The 17,232-nt window shown below is 62.5% G+C and carries 13 protein-coding genes and 1 pseudogene; all 14 read left to right on the top strand.

Features of this window, described 5'->3' with window-relative positions; all coding sequences use genetic code 11:
• Positions 1-99: 99 nt before the first annotated feature.
• A complete protein-coding gene (locus ACCO56_RS30535) occupies positions 100-3,576 on the top strand; it encodes an indolepyruvate ferredoxin oxidoreductase family protein (protein WP_433644723.1) in 3,477 nt (1,158 codons plus the stop codon).
• Between the two features lie 91 nt (positions 3,577-3,667).
• Complete coding sequence (locus tag ACCO56_RS30530) at positions 3,668-5,980, top strand: putative bifunctional diguanylate cyclase/phosphodiesterase (RefSeq protein ID WP_433644722.1); 2,313 nt, start codon at positions 3,668-3,670, stop codon at positions 5,978-5,980.
• Positions 5,981-6,135: 155 nt separating this feature from the next.
• Positions 6,136-6,915 (top strand): N-acyl amino acid synthase FeeM domain-containing protein, encoded by a 780-nt coding sequence (locus ACCO56_RS30525; RefSeq protein ID WP_433644721.1) that lies wholly within the window; start codon positions 6,136-6,138, stop codon positions 6,913-6,915.
• 145 nt (positions 6,916-7,060) lie between these two features.
• A complete protein-coding gene (locus tag ACCO56_RS30520) occupies positions 7,061-7,735 on the top strand; it encodes a Crp/Fnr family transcriptional regulator (protein ID WP_433644797.1) in 675 nt (224 codons plus the stop codon).
• A 434-nt stretch (positions 7,736-8,169) separates the two neighbouring features.
• A complete protein-coding gene (locus ACCO56_RS30515; protein WP_433644720.1) occupies positions 8,170-10,128 on the top strand; it encodes an AMP-binding protein in 1,959 nt (652 codons plus the stop codon).
• The gene (locus ACCO56_RS30510; RefSeq protein WP_433644719.1) at positions 10,125-10,949 is read left to right on the top strand and encodes an ABC transporter ATP-binding protein; all 825 of its coding nucleotides are present in this window, start codon (positions 10,125-10,127) and stop codon (positions 10,947-10,949) included. Before ACCO56_RS30515 ends, ACCO56_RS30510 begins: the two co-directional genes overlap by 4 nt.
• An 11-nt stretch (positions 10,950-10,960) precedes the next feature.
• Entirely contained in the window at positions 10,961-11,110 is a 150-nt protein-coding gene (locus ACCO56_RS30505) for a DUF3096 domain-containing protein (RefSeq protein ID WP_433644718.1), read from the top strand.
• 12 nt (positions 11,111-11,122) lie between these two features.
• Positions 11,123-12,082, top strand: a complete 960-nt coding sequence (locus ACCO56_RS30500) for a branched-chain amino acid ABC transporter permease (protein WP_433644717.1) — start codon at positions 11,123-11,125, stop codon at positions 12,080-12,082.
• A gap of 129 nt (positions 12,083-12,211) precedes the next feature.
• Positions 12,212-12,682 (top strand): endonuclease domain-containing protein, encoded by a 471-nt coding sequence (locus tag ACCO56_RS30495; protein ID WP_433644716.1) that lies wholly within the window; start codon positions 12,212-12,214, stop codon positions 12,680-12,682.
• The gene (locus tag ACCO56_RS30490; RefSeq protein ID WP_433644715.1) at positions 12,682-13,758 is read left to right on the top strand and encodes a branched-chain amino acid ABC transporter permease; all 1,077 of its coding nucleotides are present in this window, start codon (positions 12,682-12,684) and stop codon (positions 13,756-13,758) included. The genes ACCO56_RS30495 and ACCO56_RS30490 overlap by 1 nt, the downstream gene beginning before the upstream one ends.
• Positions 13,759-13,840: 82 nt before the next feature.
• A complete protein-coding gene (locus tag ACCO56_RS30485; RefSeq protein ID WP_433644714.1) occupies positions 13,841-15,157 on the top strand; it encodes an ABC transporter substrate-binding protein in 1,317 nt (438 codons plus the stop codon).
• Positions 15,158-15,218: 61 nt separating this feature from the next.
• Complete coding sequence (locus tag ACCO56_RS30480) at positions 15,219-16,055, top strand: ABC transporter ATP-binding protein (RefSeq protein WP_433644796.1); 837 nt, start codon at positions 15,219-15,221, stop codon at positions 16,053-16,055.
• Positions 16,056-16,210: 155 nt separating this feature from the next.
• Positions 16,211-16,459: an aa3-type cytochrome c oxidase subunit IV gene (locus ACCO56_RS30475; RefSeq protein WP_433644713.1), complete on the top strand. Its 249-nt coding sequence runs from the start codon at positions 16,211-16,213 to the stop codon at positions 16,457-16,459.
• Positions 16,460-16,637: 178 nt separating this feature from the next.
• A pseudogene (locus tag ACCO56_RS30470) lies at positions 16,638-17,232 on the top strand (Re/Si-specific NAD(P)(+) transhydrogenase subunit alpha); the annotation flags it as partial.

Here is a 17,232-nt window from a genome sequence, read left to right as displayed (position 1 = left end):
GCGAGCAGTTCAAACGACGCAGGAAATAGTCTAAACCCGGTCACTACCCGACGTTGGCCGTTCCGGCGAATCGGCACGGCTTCCGCAAAGGAGAAGGTGATGACGCTTCACGACGTCGCCCTGGACGACAAGTTCGACCTGTCCAAGGAGCGCATCTTTCTCTCCGGCGCCCAGGCTGTGATCCGCATGCTTCTGATGCAGCGCGAACGCGACCGGCGGGCCGGGCTCGACACGGCCGGCTTCGTCTCGGGCTATCGCGGTTCTCCGCTCGGCGGCCTCGACCAGCAATTGTGGAAGGCAAAGAAACAGCTCGCCGCGTCGAATATCGTTTTCCAACCGGGGCTCAATGAAGAGCTTGCCGCGACGGCCTGCTGGGGCACACAGCAGACCGAGCTCCTGGGCGAAGGCAAGCATGACGGTGTGTTCTCCGTCTGGTACGGCAAGGGACCGGGTGTCGACCGTTCGGGCGACGTGTTCCGGCATGCCAATCTGGCCGGCTCTTCCAGGCATGGCGGCGTCCTGGCCCTGATGGGCGACGACCATACGGCCGAATCCTCCACAAACGCGCATGCGACGGAATTCCTCTTCGTCGACACGATGATTCCGATCCTCAATCCGGCCGGCGTGCAGGAACTGATCGATTACGGGCTTTATGGTTTCGCCATGTCGCGTTTCGCCGGCACCTGGGCGGCGATCAAATGCGTCAAGGACAACATCGAATCGACGGCGTCGGTGGATGTCTCGCTCGACCGGCTGAAAATCGTGCTACCGGAATTCGACATGCCCCCCGGCGGGCTCAATATCCGTCACGAACTCGACCAGATCGGGCAGGAGGCGCGGCTCCACGAATACAAGCGCGCCGCCGCGGCCGCCTTCATCCGCGTCAACGGGCTCAACCGCATCGTCTATTCCGGCGGATCGCAAGCCCGGCTCGGCATCGTGACGGTGGGCAAGAGCTATCTCGACGTGCGCCAGGCGCTGGAGGACATCGGCATCGACGAAGCCCGCGCCAACGAGATCGGCGTGCGTCTGTTCAAGGTCGGTTGTCCCTGGCCGCTCGATCTGGAACATGTCCGGGACTTCGTGCAGGGCCTCGATATGGTGATCGTCGTCGAGGAGAAGCGTTCGCTGATCGAGACGCAGCTTCGTGAGCATCTCTACGGAACGGTCATGCAGCCGCAGATCGTCGGCAAGAAGGACGAACGGGGCGATTGGCTGTTCCCCGCCAAGGGAGCGCTCGATCCCAACGACATCGCCGTCGCCATCGGCGAGCGGGTGCTCAAGGTGATCGGGCCGGCCGAGGATATCGCGGCGCGGGTCGCCAAGCTGCGCCAGTTCCAGGCGATGCTGGCCGAAACAAAGGACGTCGCCGCGCGCACCCCCTATTTCTGCTCGGGGTGTCCCCACAACTCCTCCACAAAGGTGCCGGAGGGCTCGATCGCCGGGGGCGGCATCGGTTGCCATTTCATGGCACTCTGGATGGATCGCCAGACCGTGGGTTTCACGGCGATGGGGGGAGAGGGCGCTCAATGGATCGGCCAGGCGCCGTTCTCCAGGCGCGAGCATATGTTCCAAAACCTGGGCGACGGCACCTACGACCATTCGGGTGTGCTGGCGCTGCGTTTCGCGCTCGCCGCCAACGCCAATATCACGTACAAGATCCTCTATAACGACGCCGTCGCCATGACCGGCGGCCAGCCGCTCGAAGGCAATCTCTCCGTCGACATGATCGCGCGGCAGGTGCGCGCCGAAGGTGTTTCCCGCATTGCGGTGGTCTCCGACGAACCCGGCAAATATGCCGGCGTCGCGGAGTTCCCGGCAGGCACGACAATCCATCATCGCGACGAACTCGACCTCGTCCAGCGTGACTTGCGCGAAGTGAAGGGCGTCTCCGTCCTGCTCTACGACCAGACCTGCGCGGCCGAGAAGCGCCGTCGCCGCAAGCGCGGCACCTATCCCGACCCCGACAGGCGCGTCATCATCAACGAACTGGTCTGCGAGGGCTGCGGCGATTGCGGGGTCCAGTCGAACTGCGTATCGGTGCAGCCAGTCGAGACCGAGTTCGGCCGCAAGAGGCGGATCGACCAGTCGAGCTGCAACAAGGACTTTTCCTGCGTCAACGGCTTTTGTCCGTCCTTCGTCACCGTGCATGGCGCCAAGCTGCGCAAGGCCGAAGGCCTCGCCGGCGCATCCGATCCGCTCGAGGGCGTGCCGGAACCTGTCCTGTTTCCGCTCGACGGGGATGGCTGGGCCTCGATCATCGACGGCGTCGGTGGCACCGGCGTCGTCACCGTGGGGGCGATCCTCGGCATGGCGGCCCATCTGGAGGGTAAGGGCTGCGGCATGATCGACATGGCCGGACTTGCCCAGAAGGGCGGGGCGGTGTTCACTCATGTGCGCATCGCAAGAACGCCGGAGGACATAAATGCGATCCGCGTGTCCGCCGGCAAGGCCGACCTGGTCCTGGGATGCGACCTGGTCGTCTCCGGCGCAAGGAAAGTGCTGGCGTCGGTACGCGAGGGGCATACGATCTTCGTCGCCAACACCGCCGAGGTAATGCCCGGCGATTTCGCACGGTCGGCCGATTTCTCGCTTCCCAGCGAACGGCTGAAAAAGGCGATCCGTTCGGCTGCCGGCGACAGGGCCCATTTCTTCGATGCCACACGCACGGCCGCGGCCCTTTTCGGCAATTCGCTCGGCGCCAACATGTTCATGCTGGGATTTGCCTACCAGCTTGGGGGTCTGCCTGTCTCGGCCGAAGCCATCGAGAAAGCGATAACGTTGAACGGGCAGGCGGTGGGCATGAACGTCGCTGCCTTCCGATGGGGGAGGCGGGCAGGGTTCGAACCGGAGTTGGTCCGCCGCCTAGTCGCTCCGCAAACGCCGGGTGCAAGCGTCCCCGACACGTCGCGGACGCTCGACGAGGTCGTCGCCCGACGCGTCGATTTCCTTACCGCCTACCAGAACGCCGCTTACGCCCAGCGCTATGCCGACCATGTCGCAGCCATCCGCATCGCCGAGGAGAAGGCGGCGCCCGGCTCCATCGTGGTCACCGAAGCCGTCGCCCGCAACCTCTTCAAGCTGATGGCGATCAAGGACGAGTATGAGGTCGCGCGCCTCTACACGGATGGTTCGTTCCGCCGGCAGCTCGCAAGCCAGTTTCAGTCATATGACAGGTTGGAATTCCATCTGGCGCCGCCAGCGCTCGGACGGCGGGGCGCCGATGGCAAGCCGCGAAAATCGAGCTTCGGGCCATGGATGATGACAGGGTTCAGGTTGCTCGCCGCCATCAAGGGACTGCGGGGGACACCGTTCGACCTGTTCGGCCGCACCCCCGAGCGACGGCTGGAACGGCGTGTCCTTGCCGACTACGAGACGGATCTCGACCTTATTTTGCGTGTCATGTCGCCTGAGCGGATAGAGGCGGCGGCTGCCCTTGCCTCGGTGCCTGCGCTCATCCGCGGCTACGGCCATGTCAAGGAAGCCAGCGCCGCCAAGGCGGAAGGAGAGAGGGCGCGGTTGCGCGAGCGACTGGCCGGACGAGAGGCGGCCGCCATGCTGCAAGCGGCCGAATAACCCAGGGAATCCGGCTTCTGCCAAGTATGCGACGACTAAACTTTTATTAATGTGATTGTGGCAAACCGGAGGCTGGGCTAGGCCGCTGGTGATGGGCAAAACAACCGAGAACCACATCCCCGACGACGTTTACATCCAGTTCGTACGCTCGTTGTTCAACAGTGCGTACACTGTGCTGGTCGGCGCCGCCATCCATGCGCTGCTCGCCTTCATGGGTTATTGGACCAGCGGATACGTCGTCTATGTCTGGCTTGCCGTGACCCTTCTCGCGGTGGGTGTCTGGCGCTTCGCGGGAATGCGGAAATTTCGTCGTGCCACGCCTCTGACCACGCGGGAGGAGGCCTCCCGGTGGGAGCGAGAGTATATCCTTCGTGGCACGGTCCAGGCTTTCGTCATCGGGCTGTTCGGACTGGTGGCGCTGACGGTCGCGCCCATCGAGTTCGTGGCGATCGCGGCGGCATGCGCGCTATTCGGGTCGATCGTCACCGTCGCCGGGCGCAACTACGGTTCCAGCCGCATGGTGGCCATCTTCTCCGCCGCCTTCCTGGCACCTTTCGCAATCGGCCTGGTCCTGCGCGGCGATGTCGCCCATGTGTTGCTCGGGCTTACGGCGATCCCTTATTACTTCATCATCAAGAGCACGGCCGACCAGATCCGCCAAGTGCTCTTCTCGGCGGTGATCGGCCACAAGCAGGCACGCCAGATCGCCCAGCGTTTCGACCGCGCGCTGAACACCATGCCGCACGGCTTGGTGATGCTCGACAACAACGGCCGTGTGGTCGTGGCGAATGCCGAGGCCGCGCACCTCATGGCGATGTCTTCGCCCGAAGCGGTGATGGGACGCACCATCGAAGCCCTGCTTATGCGCGGTGTCGCCGCAGGCGTGCTTGACATGCGCGAGTGCCGCTATGCCGTCAGCCAGCTCACGAGGTCGCTACGGGAGGGGCGCGACCGCAAGGTTATGGTGCCCTTCGCGGATGGCCGGCACTTCGAATTCTCGACCCGTGAGGGGCGTGACGAACTCAGCGTAATTACGTTCGAGGACGTTACCCAGCGTGCCCAGTCGGAGGAGAAGATCCGTACGATGGCCCGCTTCGACAATCTCACCGGCCTGCCGAACCGAGCCTATCTGCACGAACTCGTGAGCGAGTACATGGCTTCGGGTGACCGGAACCGACTCTGCGGCCTCGCCGTCTTCGATCTCGACGATTTCAAGAGCGTCAACGACACACTCGGCCATCCGGTGGGGGACGGCCTGATCTATGCCGCGGCAGAGCGGCTTGGCGCCTTCAAGCGCAGTGGGGTCGAGGTTTCCCGCTTCGGCGGCGACGAGTTCATGATCTATTTCGACAGGATAGAGGATGACGCGCATATGGCGCAGCTCCTCGATGAGATCTTCGCCGGGTTGCAGGGCGAAGTGGACGTCGCCGGACACTCCCTGCGAATCCAGGCGAGCGCTGGCGCGGTTCTGTCGCGGGTAGAGGACACCGATGTCGATGCCATGACGGTAAAGGCCGACCTTGCGCTCTATACGGTGAAGGAACTGGGGAAGAATGGCTGGCGGCTGTTCGAAACCACGATGGACGAGGCCTTCCGCAACAAGCAACTGCTCAAGGCCGACCTGCGCAATGCCATCGGGGCAAAAGCGCTCAGGGTGGTCTATCAGCCGATTGTGGACATGGCGTCGATGCGCATCGCCTGCTGCGAGGCGCTTTGCCGGTGGGATCACCCCGACCTCGGTCCGATCTCACCTGCGATCTTCATTCCGCTGGCAGAGGAGATGGGCATCGTTTCGGAGATCAGCGCGTTCATGCTTTCCGCCGCCACGAAGGAATGCGCCAAGTGGCCGGAGCCTATCAACGTCGCGATAAACCTGTCGGCCAAGGATTTTCGCAATCGCGACATCGTCGACAAGGTTCGCAACGCGCTCGCCGAATCGGGACTGGCATCGCATCGCCTCGAAATCGAGGTCACGGAAACTGCTCTTCTCGACGATAAATCCCTGACACGGGAGCTGATCGAGGAGATGAAGACCCTCGGCGTGCGTATCGCATTGGATGATTTCGGCACCGGGTATTCCAGTCTCAGCTATTTGCACAAGCTGCCGCTCGACAAGATCAAGATCGATCGCAGCTTCCTGATCGACGTGACCCAGAACGAGCGGTCGCTCGAGCTTCTGAAAGGGGTGGTCAACCTGTCCCGGCCGCTCGGTCTCCAGGTTACGGTGGAAGGCGTGGAGACTTTCGAGCAGTTCAAGGTCCTGGCCCTCACCGTAAAGCCGGATCTCGTACAGGGCTTCCTTTTCGGGTCGGCGCTTTCGGCGTCCGGCATCGAAACCATGTCGACGACCGTCTGGCCCTTCGTGAAGGACATCCGGACGGAAAGGCTTACATCCAGGCAGTAAGTCAGCGATGCGTCCGGCCAGCTCACACTTGGCGGGAAGCTGTACCTGGAACTTACCGTTAAGGTTAATATTTAGTAAATCACGCCAATAGAAGTTTCCACTTTACGTTTATTTAAGTGCTGGTCTACCGTTCCGGTAGGATGCGGAGGCGGCACATGAAGTCCAATCTGGCGATGGAACAATCAAAAGGTGTTGGCGGCGGGATTGCCGACGATCCCGGGATGAACGCGTTCGCGCTCAGCGTGCTGAGGGTGATGGACAACATCGAGTACCGCCTCTGCGAGGACGGCGAGGACATGGAGGATATCTATCGCCTTCGCTACAATTCCTATCTCAAGGGTGGCATGATCGCATCCGATGCCTCGCGAGTCGTCGTAGACGAGTTCGACGGCCAGCCCAATGCGTATCTTTATGGCGTCTATTACGATGGACATCTCGTCAGCACGGTACGCCTGTCCCATGTCACGCCGGAATTTCCGAAATCGCCGAGCGTCAAGGTCTTCGGCGATGTGCTCGAGCCGCGGCTCGCCGCCGGAGAGAGCTTCATCGACCCGAGCCGCTTTGCTTCCGACGGCGAGTGGTCGGCCACGTTGAGAGTGCTGCCCTACATAACATTGCGGCTTGCGCTCATCTCCACCTACTTCTTCGAGCCGACCTCCTGCCTGACGGCAGTCAAGGAAGACCATGCCGCCTTCTACCGGCGCATGTTCCTGGCCAAGCCGCTGGTGCGAGCGCGGGCCTATCCCGGCCTCATCCGGCCGGTCGATCTATGGGAATCCAAATATCCGGAATGCGCAGACCAAGGGGCGCGGCGCTTCGCCTTTTTTCGTTCGTCGGCCTTGGAAAGACGCATGTTGTTCACGAAGCCTATCCAAGGCCATCGAGCACCGCTGACCATCCTGCCAAGCACCAAGTTTCTCAACAACGCTGCCTGACGACGGTGTCGACGGCTGCTGGCACGTCGCTGTCCGGGCGAAGGCGACCTTTCCGCACGATCTCGCCTGCAGCAATTGCAAGTCGGCCTGGCTGCCGTCAGAATGCCGGATACGCCGACGAAGGCGATGCATGGTGCTGCAAAGCATGAGCATGGCAAGCGATCTCGTGAGGTCGGCCATCTGGGCCCGCGAACTCTCCGCCGACGAGATCGAGCGGGCGCGCCGGGGCATGACGGAGCGGCAATTTCCGAAAGGCAGCTATATCTGCCATCGCGGCGATCGGCTGGACTACTGGACTGGTGTCGTCACCGGGCTCGTGAAGATCAGCGCCATTTCGCGCAGCGGCAAGGCCATGACTTTCGCCGGCGTCGGGCCCGGCGGCTGGTTCGGCGAAGGTTCCGTTCTGAAGGACGAACCGCGCAAATACGATCTCGTCGCCATTCGCGACACGCGCTTCGTCATGCTCAACAAGGCAACGTTCTTCTGGCTCTATGAGAATTCGACTGCCTTCAACCGCTTCTTGGTGCGGCAACTCAACGAGCGCATGGGACAGTTCATCGCCACGATCGAATATGACCGGATCCTGGATCCTAAGGCGCGGGTGGCGCGCAATCTCTCCTGGCTCTTCAATCCCGTGCTTTATCCAGGCGCAGGCGGACATATCGAGATCACCCAGGAGGAACTCGGCCTGCTGGCCGGCGTCTCCCGACAGGTCGCCAATCGCAGCCTGCAGGCGCTCGAGGAGGAAGGCTTGCTTCAGGTAGAGCATGGGCGCATCACGGTGCTCGAGCTCGACAGGCTTGCCGACTACGAAGGCTGAATGGGCCAAACGGGAAGGTGCTGGGTGAGCGCACACCAAGCGCCATTGCATAACACAATCCCAGGTCCTGTCTGTCAATGCCCGTGTTGTCGGTGCGCGCCATCGGGGGTAGTTTTGCTGCAATGACAAAGGCCGCCGCCTAGCGCGCCGCACGTCCATTCGGATGCGCAACGACGTTCTGGCAGCTTGAAAGCTACGAATCGCGCTTTCCGAAAATCGGACCTGATTTCGGGAGATGCATCGGCGGACGGCTTTGGATGCCTGCATCGCGCTTTCCGATTTTCGGGCCGATGTGGGAGCGGCAGAAGAGGAACTGCCGCTCAGAATCGGGAGGAGCCGTTCTTGGAGCGATCGATCGCGTCCGGCAGAGCATTCACAGATCCAGCGCGGCGACATTCAAATCCCGCGCCGATCTTGTCGGGGAGGACCTAGGAATGGCCGAGCTCGACACGTTCCCCAAATACCTGCTGTTCAACGCGGCACGGTTCCCGGCTCGTCCGGCGATGCGGCACAAGGATTACGGGATCTGGCAGAGCTGGAACTGGAGCGAGCAGCTCGTCGAGATCCGCCGCTTTGCGCTCGGCCTCCAGGCGCTCGGCCTTGGCCACGGCGACAAGGTTGCGATCGTCGGAGCCAACCGCCCGCGTCTTTATTGGAGTTTCGCGGCGGCCCAATCCCTCGGCGCGATTCCCGTTCCGGTCTATGCCGACGCCGTGGCCGAGGAGATGGCCTATGTGCTCGACAATGCGCAGGTCCGCTTCGCCATCGTCCAGGATCAGGAGCAGGTCGACAAGATCCGGTCCTTCGCCGCGAAGATCCCCGCGCTCGAAGAGGTCATCTATGACGAGCCGCGCGGCTTGCGCGACTATGATCCGCGACGGCTCACCGCCTTTACCGCAGTGCAGGAGAAGGGTGCCGCGATCGAGCGCGCCGATCCTGACGCTGCGCGCCGCTGGGAGGAGGGAATCCGCGCCGCAAACGGCGACGACGTCTCGGTCATGCTCTATACCTCAGGCACTACGGGGCGGTCGAAAGGTGTGGTGGTCAAGGCGGCAGCCGCGGTGCAGGCAGCTCGCGATACGGTCGAGTTCGACCGGCTGACGGAACTGGACAGCGTGCTTGCCTATCTGCCGCTCGCCTGGGTGGGCGATCATTATCTGAACTACGCGCAGGGATATGTGAGCGGGTTCTGCATGAACTGTCCGGAGAGCCACGAGACGGTTCCACAGGACTTGCGCGAAATCGGACCGACCTTCTATTTCGCGCCGCCGCGCATCTTCGAATCCCTGTTGACCGGCGTCACCATCCGCATGGAAGACGCCGGCTGGCTCATGCGCAAGATGTTCGGATATTTCATCGGCGTGGCGAGGCGTCACGGCGAGGCGATTTTGGAGGGACGTCCCGTCCCACTCTCCGCCCGGCTGGTTTATGCCTTCGGCAACCTGTTCGTCTATGGGCCGCTGAAGAACGTGCTCGGCCTCTCACGGATCCGGATCGCCTATACGGCGGGCGAGGCGATCGGCGAGGATCTCTTCTCCTTCTTCCGTTCGCTCGGTATCAACCTGAAGCAGCTCTACGGCCAGACGGAAGCCTTCCTCTACGTGACCGTGCAGAAAGACGGCGAGGTGCGTTCCGACGCAGTTGGACCGGCGGCGCCCAATGTCGATATCAGGATCTCGGAGGCGGGCGAGGTGCAGTTCCGCTCGCCCGGCATGTTCGCCGGCTACTATCGCCAGGAAGACAAGACCGCCGAGGTCATGACGGAGGACGGCTACGTCAAGACCGGGGACGCCGGTTTCTTCGAGGCGGACGGGCAGCTCAGGATCATCGACCGTGCCAAGGACGTCGGCAAGCTGCGCTCGGGCGCTCTGTTCGCGCCGAAATACATCGAGAACGCGCTGAAATTCTTTCCCAATATCAAGGAGGCGGTGGCCTTCGGCGATGACCGGGATTTCGCCGCCGCCTTCATCAATATCGACCTGCAGGCCGTGGGCAACTGGGCCGAACGCAACAACATCGCCTACGCCTCTTATCAGGAGCTCGCCGGCCATCCCGAGGTCTACAGGATCGTCGCCGGCCATGTCGACGAGACGAACCGGCGGCTCGCCAGGGAGCCGATGATGGCGGGCGGCCAGATCCGCCGATTCCTGGTTCTGCACAAGGAGCTCGATGCCGACGATGGCGAGCTCACCCGCACGATGAAGGTGCGGCGCGCCTTCATCGCCGAGCGCTACGGCGATCTCATCGAGGCGCTCTATGACGGCTCGGCGGAAAAACACGTAGAGACCGAGGTGACGTTCGAGGATGGCCGCAAGGGCAAGATCCGGGCCAAGGTGAAGATCATCGAAGCGCGGGTGCATGGGCTCGAGCCCGCGCGGGAGGCAGCCCAATGAACGCCGTGCCGGACAGGCTGCGGGTCGCAGCACCCGACGATGGCATCCCGCGCGGCGAGGTGCTGCTCGACATCCGCAATGTTTCTCTTTCCTTCGGCGGCGTCAAAGCCGTCACCGACATTTCTTTCGACGTGCGCAAGGGCGAGATCCGCGCCATCATCGGCCCGAACGGCGCCGGCAAGACGTCCATGCTCAATGTCATCAACGGTTTCTACACACCGCAGAAGGGGACCATCGTCTTCCGGGGCGTCGAGCGGCGGGGCATGAAACCCCATCACGCGGTAAGGCAAGGCATAGCCCGGACCTTCCAGAACGTGGCTCTCTTCAAGGGCATGACGACGCTCGACAACATCATGGCTGGCCGCTCGGTGATGATGAAGCGCGGGCTCTTCTGGCAGATGCTGTGGCATGGGCCGGCGCTCAGGGAAGAGATCGAGCATCGCGAGAAGGTCGAGGAGATCATCGACTTCCTGGAAATACAGCACATAAGGCGCACGCCCGTTGGCAAGCTTCCCTACGGCTTGCAGAAGCGCGTCGAGCTCGGCCGGGCATTGGCGATGGAGCCTTCGCTGCTTCTGCTCGACGAGCCGATGGCGGGGATGAATCTCGAGGAAAAGGAGGACATGAGCCGGTTCATCATCGACGTGAACCAGCAGCGGGGGACCACGATCGCCCTGATCGAGCACGATATGGGCGTGGTCATGGACCTGTCCGACCGCGTGGTCGTTCTGGACTACGGCAAGAAGATCGCCGACGGCCCTCCCGAGGCGGTCAAGGCCAACAGGCAGGTCATCGACGCCTATCTCGGCGTCGCCCATTGAAAGGACATGAAATGACGATCTCCGCCATCACCATCGGGCCGCTCGTTGCGCTGATCGCCGGTGTGCTCATCCTCGTCATGCCGAGGCTGCTCAATTACATCGTCGCGATCTATCTGATCCTCATCGGGCTCCTCGGCCTGTTCCCGCAACTCGCCGGCTGACGGGTGCACCTCATGGATTTCGTGAACGCCATCCTGGTGAAACCCTTCGCCGACATGTTCGGGGCGCCGGACTTTCTTCTACAGGTTCTCTGGGAGGGCCTGGTGTCCGGGGTGCTCTACGCGCTGATCGCGCTCGGTTTCGTGCTCATCTACAAATCCTCGCGCATCTTCAATTTCGCGCAGGGCATCATGGTGGTGTTCGCGGCCCTGACCCTCGTCGGGCTGCACGAGAAAGGCGTGCCGGCGCTGCTGGCGGTGCCGCTGACCCTCGTGGTGATGTTTATCCTCGCTGTTGCGATCGAGCGCGTGGTCCTGCGACCGCTGGTCAACCAGCCCGACATCATCCTCTTCATGGCCACCATAGGCATCACCTTGTTCCTCGTCGGCTTCGGCGAGATCATCTTCGGCGGAGAAAACAAGGTGATGATCACCGAAAAACTCCTGATACCGACCGGAAGCTTCGAGTTCGAGCCGTTCGGCGGCTTCGTCTCGATCGAGCAGAAGGACGTGACGGCGGTGGTGGGCGCGATCCTGCTGGTCGTCGGGCTGCTCGTCTTCCTCAATCGGTCCAAAATGGGCAGGGCCATCCGCGCGCTCGGCGACGACCATCAGGCGGCGCTCTCCGTCGGCATCTCGCTTTCGACCATCTGGGTGCTGGTCTGGTTCATCTCCGGCATCATCGCGCTCGCCACCGGCATCGTCTGGGGCGCACGGGCCGGCGTCTCCTTCGCGCTGGAGGTCATCGCCTTCAAGGCGCTGCCGGTGTTGATGCTGGGTGGCCTGGAATCGGTGCTCGGTGCGATCGTCGGCGGCCTCGCCATCGGCATCCTGGAAAAACTCTTCGAAATCTACTGGGGACAGCCCCTGCTTGGGGGCAATACGGAAACATGGTTCGCCTTCGTCTTCGCGCTGCTGGTGCTGTTGTTCCGGCCGCAGGGCCTGTTCGGCGAGCGGATCATCGAGCGGGTGTGAGGGATGGTGAAGAAGAGAAGGAACGTCGCCGGCGTATCCCTCCCCCTTGAGGGGAGGGTGGCCGCGAAGCGGCCGGGTGGGGTTCTCGCGGCCGCGTGGTACGTCTTCCATTTTCGAGGTGCCCTCTAGATGGTTCGGACCCGCGTCAGTCACGAGATGCGTCAAAAAGCTCGCACTCTTCGGCATAGGGCTACAAAGGCCGAGACGCTTCTCTGGTACGAACTCCGTGCGTTGAAGCCTCAAGGGCTCAAGTTTCGCCGCCAGTCGCCGGTCGGACCCTATGTCGTCGATTTCGTCTGCCTGGCCGTCCGATTGGTGGTCGAGGTGGACGGGGACACGCATGAGACGGAAAAAGGTCTGAGTCACGACGCAAACCGCGATCGCTATCTGAGGTCGCTAGGCTATGCGGTCTTGCGTTTCGACGAGCCGGACGTGATAGCCAATGCTTGGCATGTCGCGCAGCTGGTAAGGGAAACGGCCGAGCGCTTGATCGGCGACCCCACCCGACCGCTTCGCGGCCACCCTCCCCTCAAGGGGGAGGGGAGGGCCGCGCCTGGCATGCCGTCGCTGCCTTCGTTTCGTTCAGGAGCCGACAGCTAATGCTCTATCGCACCGCAGGCCAGTTCAAGACTTCCTACCGCGCCGACCATGCGCTGTTCCCGCTCAAGCAGGACGCCTGGCTGCTTGCCTTCATCCTGCTCTTCGCCTTCGTCGTCTTTCCGCTTACCGCCGACGAGTTCGCCTTCCGGGCGTTGCTCATCCCGGTGCTGATCTATTCGCTGGCGGCGCTGGGCCTTAACATTCTCACCGGCTATGCCGGCCAGTTGTCGCTCGGCACCGGCGCGTTCATGGGCGTGGGAGCCTATGCCTGCTACAAGATCACGACGCTCTTTCCCGAGCTCAACCTCGTGGTCGCGATCGCGTTCTCCGGCTTCTTCTCGGCGGCCGTCGGCGTCGCCTTCGGCCTGCCGTCGCTGCGCATCAAGGGCTTCTACCTCGCGATCGCTACGCTCGCCGCCCAGTTCTTCCTGGTCTGGCTGTTCGAGAAATGGGGTTGGCTGTACAACTACAATTCTTCCGGCGCGATCCAGGTGCCCAACATCGACATGTTCGGCGTGGCCGTCGCCGGGCCGCAGGCCAAGGCGGTTACCCAGTACTATTTCGTGCTCGGTGTCGTGACCCTCGTCACATGGTCCGCCATCAACATCACGCGCGGTCGCATCGGCCGCATCTGGAAGTCGGTCCGGGACATGGACATCGCCGCCGAACTGGTCGGCATCAATCTCATGAAGGCCAAGCTTTCGGCTTTCGCGGTATCGTCCTACATCGTGGGCGTCGCGGGCGCGCTGTTCGTCTTTCTCTGGCGCGGCGCGGCGGAGCCGAATCTTTTCGACATACCGCTGTCGTTCCGCGTTCTCTTCATCGCCATCATCGGCGGTCTCGGCTCGATCCTCGGCAATTATCTCGGCGCAATCCTCATCGTGGCGCTGCCGGTGGTCCTGAACACAGTGCCGGGGGCACTCGGCCTGCAAGTTGCAGCCGCGACGGCGGAACACCTCAACACCATGACGATCGGTGCGCTGATCATCTTCTTCCTGATCGTCGAGCCGCACGGGCTGGCGCGGTTCTGGGCGGTGATCAGGGAAAGGCTCATCATGTGGCCATTTCCGCATTGACGGAAACGGGCGAGGGCCGCCCAAGAGCGGGGTTGGTTCGCCCGCTCCACAACGGAGAAACGGACCAGTGGAGGAGACTAGGATGAAGACATCTCTCAGCACAGTGATTGCGGCGGCGGCGCTGATCGCTGCGGCATTCGGCGCGCCGGCCGTGGCACAGGACAAGGTGAACCTGCCGAACCTTTCCTACCGGACGGGACCGTTCGCGGCGACGGGAATTCCGCTGATGAACGGCCAGCGCGACTACATGACGATGCTCAATGAGCGCGACGGCGGCGCGAACGGCGTCATGCTCGACTACAATGAATGCGAGACCGGCTACAACACCGAGAAGGGCGTCGAGTGTTATCAGAAGACCAAGGCGGCGGGCGGGATCGTTACCCAGCCCTGGTCTACCGGCATCACGCTGCAGGTGCTTCCGAAGTCCAACGTCGACAAGATCCCGGTGCTGGCGCCTGGCTACGGTTTTTCCGCCATGCAGGACGGCAAGACCTTCCAATGGGCATTCAACCCGCCTTCCTCCTATTGGGACGGCGCCTCGATGATCCTGGGCAACATCTCGGGCGGCAATCTCGACAACCTGAAGGGCAAGAAGATCGTCCTGCTCCATCTCGATCATCCCTACGGCAAGGAGCCGATCCCGTTGCTTGAGGCGCTGGCAGCCAAGCATGGCTTTACATTGCTGCCGATCCCGGTCGGACTGAAGGAAATGCAGAACCAGTCGGCGCAGTGGTTGCAGATCCGGCGCGAAAGGCCGGATTTCGTGCTGATGTGGGGCTGGGGCGCGATGAATGCGGGCGCCATTACCGAAGCCGTGAAGACCAAATATCCGATGAACCAGTTCGTCGGCATCTGGTGGTCGGGCCATGACGGCGACCTCAAGCTGGTGGGCGACGCCGGCAAGGGTTATCGCTCCGTGTCCTGGAGCCTGCCCAATTCCGATGCGCCGGTGATGAAGGACATCAAGAAATATGTCGTCGATGCCGGCAAGTCTCTCATCAACACGGGCGAGGGCGAGTTCGACTCGGTGTTCTATCAACGCGGCGTGCTGATCTCGATGATGCTCGCCGAAGGTGTGAAGGCGGCGCAGGATCATTTCGACACGAAGGTAGTCAACGCCGAGCAGTTGCGCTGGGGCCTCGAGAACCTGAAGCTCGACGAGTCCAAGCTCAAGGAACTCGGCGCCGAAGGCATGATCCCGCCTTTTTCGACTTCCTGCGCCAACCATACGGGCCATGCAGGCGCGTGGATGCTGGAGTGGGACGGCAAGAAATTCGTGAAGGTCTCGGAGCTCCTTACCGCCGATCGTGCCGACATCGACGCGTTGGTCGCGACCAAAGCCAAGGAATACGCCGACGCCAACCAGCCCTGGCCGGTCAACGAAGAATGCAAGCCTTAAGGCCCAGCCTTCGGCCTTCTCCCTGCAAAACGGGGAGAAGGCTTCAATGTCAGAGGTCGTGATGAGCAATGCCAGTCGCCCTGTCGCGGCGCCAGCCGGACCCATCCTCTCGGTCAACAATATCGAGGCGATCTACGATCACGTCATTCTTGTGCTTAAAGGCGTGTCGCTGAGCGTGCCAAAAGGCGGAATCACGGCGCTTCTGGGCGCCAATGGCGCGGGCAAGACCACGACGTTGAAGGCGATATCCAATCTGCTTCAGGCCGAACGCGGCGAGGTCACCAAGGGCACGATCGTCTTCGAGGGCGACGAGGTGCAGTCGCTCTCGCCGAACGAACTCGTCCGGCGCGGCTGCATCCAGGTCATGGAGGGGCGACACTGCTTCGGTCATCTCTCCGTCGAGGACAATCTCCTCACCGGCGCCTTTACCCGGCGCGACGGCAATGCCGCCATCCGAGACGATCTGGAACTCGTCTACAGCTATTTCCCTCGCCTCAAGGTGCGCCGGCAAAGCCAGGCCGGCTATACTTCGGGCGGAGAACAGCAGATGACGGCGATCGGGCGGGCGCTGATGTCGCGTCCAAAGATGATCCTGCTCGACGAGCCCTCGATGGGGCTCGCGCCACAGCTGGTCGAGGAGATCTTCGAGATCGTGAAGAAGCTCAACGAGGAGCAAGGCGTTTCCTTCCTGCTGGCCGAGCAGAACACCAACGTGGCGCTGCGCTACGCCAAATATGGCTACATACTGGAGACCGGCCGGGTGGTGCTCGACGGGAAGGCTTCGGCGCTGCGCGAGAACGAGGACGTGAAGGAGTTCTATCTCGGCGTCGGCGGGGAAGGGCGCAAGTCGTTCCGGGATGTCAAGCACTACAAGCGCCGCAAGCGCTGGTTGGCTTGATTGACCGGCTCTTGCCAGGTTCGGTGCTCGGGACCGCACATGACAAACCCAGAAAAAGCCGCACCCTCATGTCGCAGGGGAGCGCGGCAATAGCGCATTGCCCTTGACCTCGCTTTTCGCTATGTGCCGGTCAGAGCTTTTGCGAGGGATTGATAATGGCTGATCATACGCCGACCGGCCCGGTCGAAACAGGTGCGCAGATGGACTACGACGAGCATCGCAAGACCTACTCGCTTTTCATCTCGCTGACGAAATATGGATCGCTCGTCTGTGTAGCACTGCTGATAGCCATGGCCTTCGGCTTCTTCACCACGGCCGGCTTCTTCTCTTCCCTGGTGCTTTTCCTGATCATTTGCGCCGTCGGCGGCTATCTGCTGCGCGACGTGCCGGCTCATATCACCTGATACTCCGCTCGGAGCACCAAGGCGCCCGAAAGCTTGCGCAGCGCCGCTCCCAGTATTTTTTGTTTTCGCATCGGATCTCTGGACCGACTTTCATTTTCCGGTCCGATGCAAAGGAGATGCCGCCGGCCGTTACAGCGGGTGAATTAGGGGCATCGTTCCAACCGGAGGGACTGAGGCGGTGGGACAAACAGTTTTCGTACCTCGTGAGACCGACGCCAACGAGCCGCGCGTGGGCGCCTCGCCGGAGACGGTGAAGCGGCTGGCGGGGCTGGGCTTGGATGTGATCGTCGAGGCCGGCGCCGGGCTCGGCTCGCGCATCCTCGATGCGGATTTCGCCGCCGCCGGCGCGGCGATCGGCAAGGCGTCCGACGCCGGCAAGGCCGATGTGGTGCTCAAGGTGCGCCGGCCGAGCGAAGCCGAGCTCAAGGGTTACAAAAAAGGCGCGGCCGTCATCGCCATCATGGATCCCTATGGCAATGATGCCGCCGTGGCGGGACTTGCCAAGGCCGGCGTCACGGCCTTCGCCATGGAGTTCATGCCGCGCATCACCCGCGCCCAGGTCATGGATGTCCTGTCCTCGCAAGCCAATCTCGCCGGCTACCAGGCCGTCATCGACGCGGCCGCCGAATACGACCGCGCGCTGCCGATGATGATGACGGCTGCCGGCACCGTGCCCGCCGCCAAGGTCTTCATCATGGGCGTTGGCGTCGCCGGCCTGCAGGCGATCGCGACGGCGCGCCGGCTGGGCGCGGTGGTCACCGCCACCGATGTGC

Source organism: Mesorhizobium sp. 1B3 (assembly GCF_050958605.1).
Lineage (GTDB): Bacteria > Pseudomonadota > Alphaproteobacteria > Rhizobiales > Rhizobiaceae.
The sequence above is the reverse complement of the archived record's forward strand: the minus strand, read 5'-3'. Positions and strand labels throughout refer to the sequence as shown.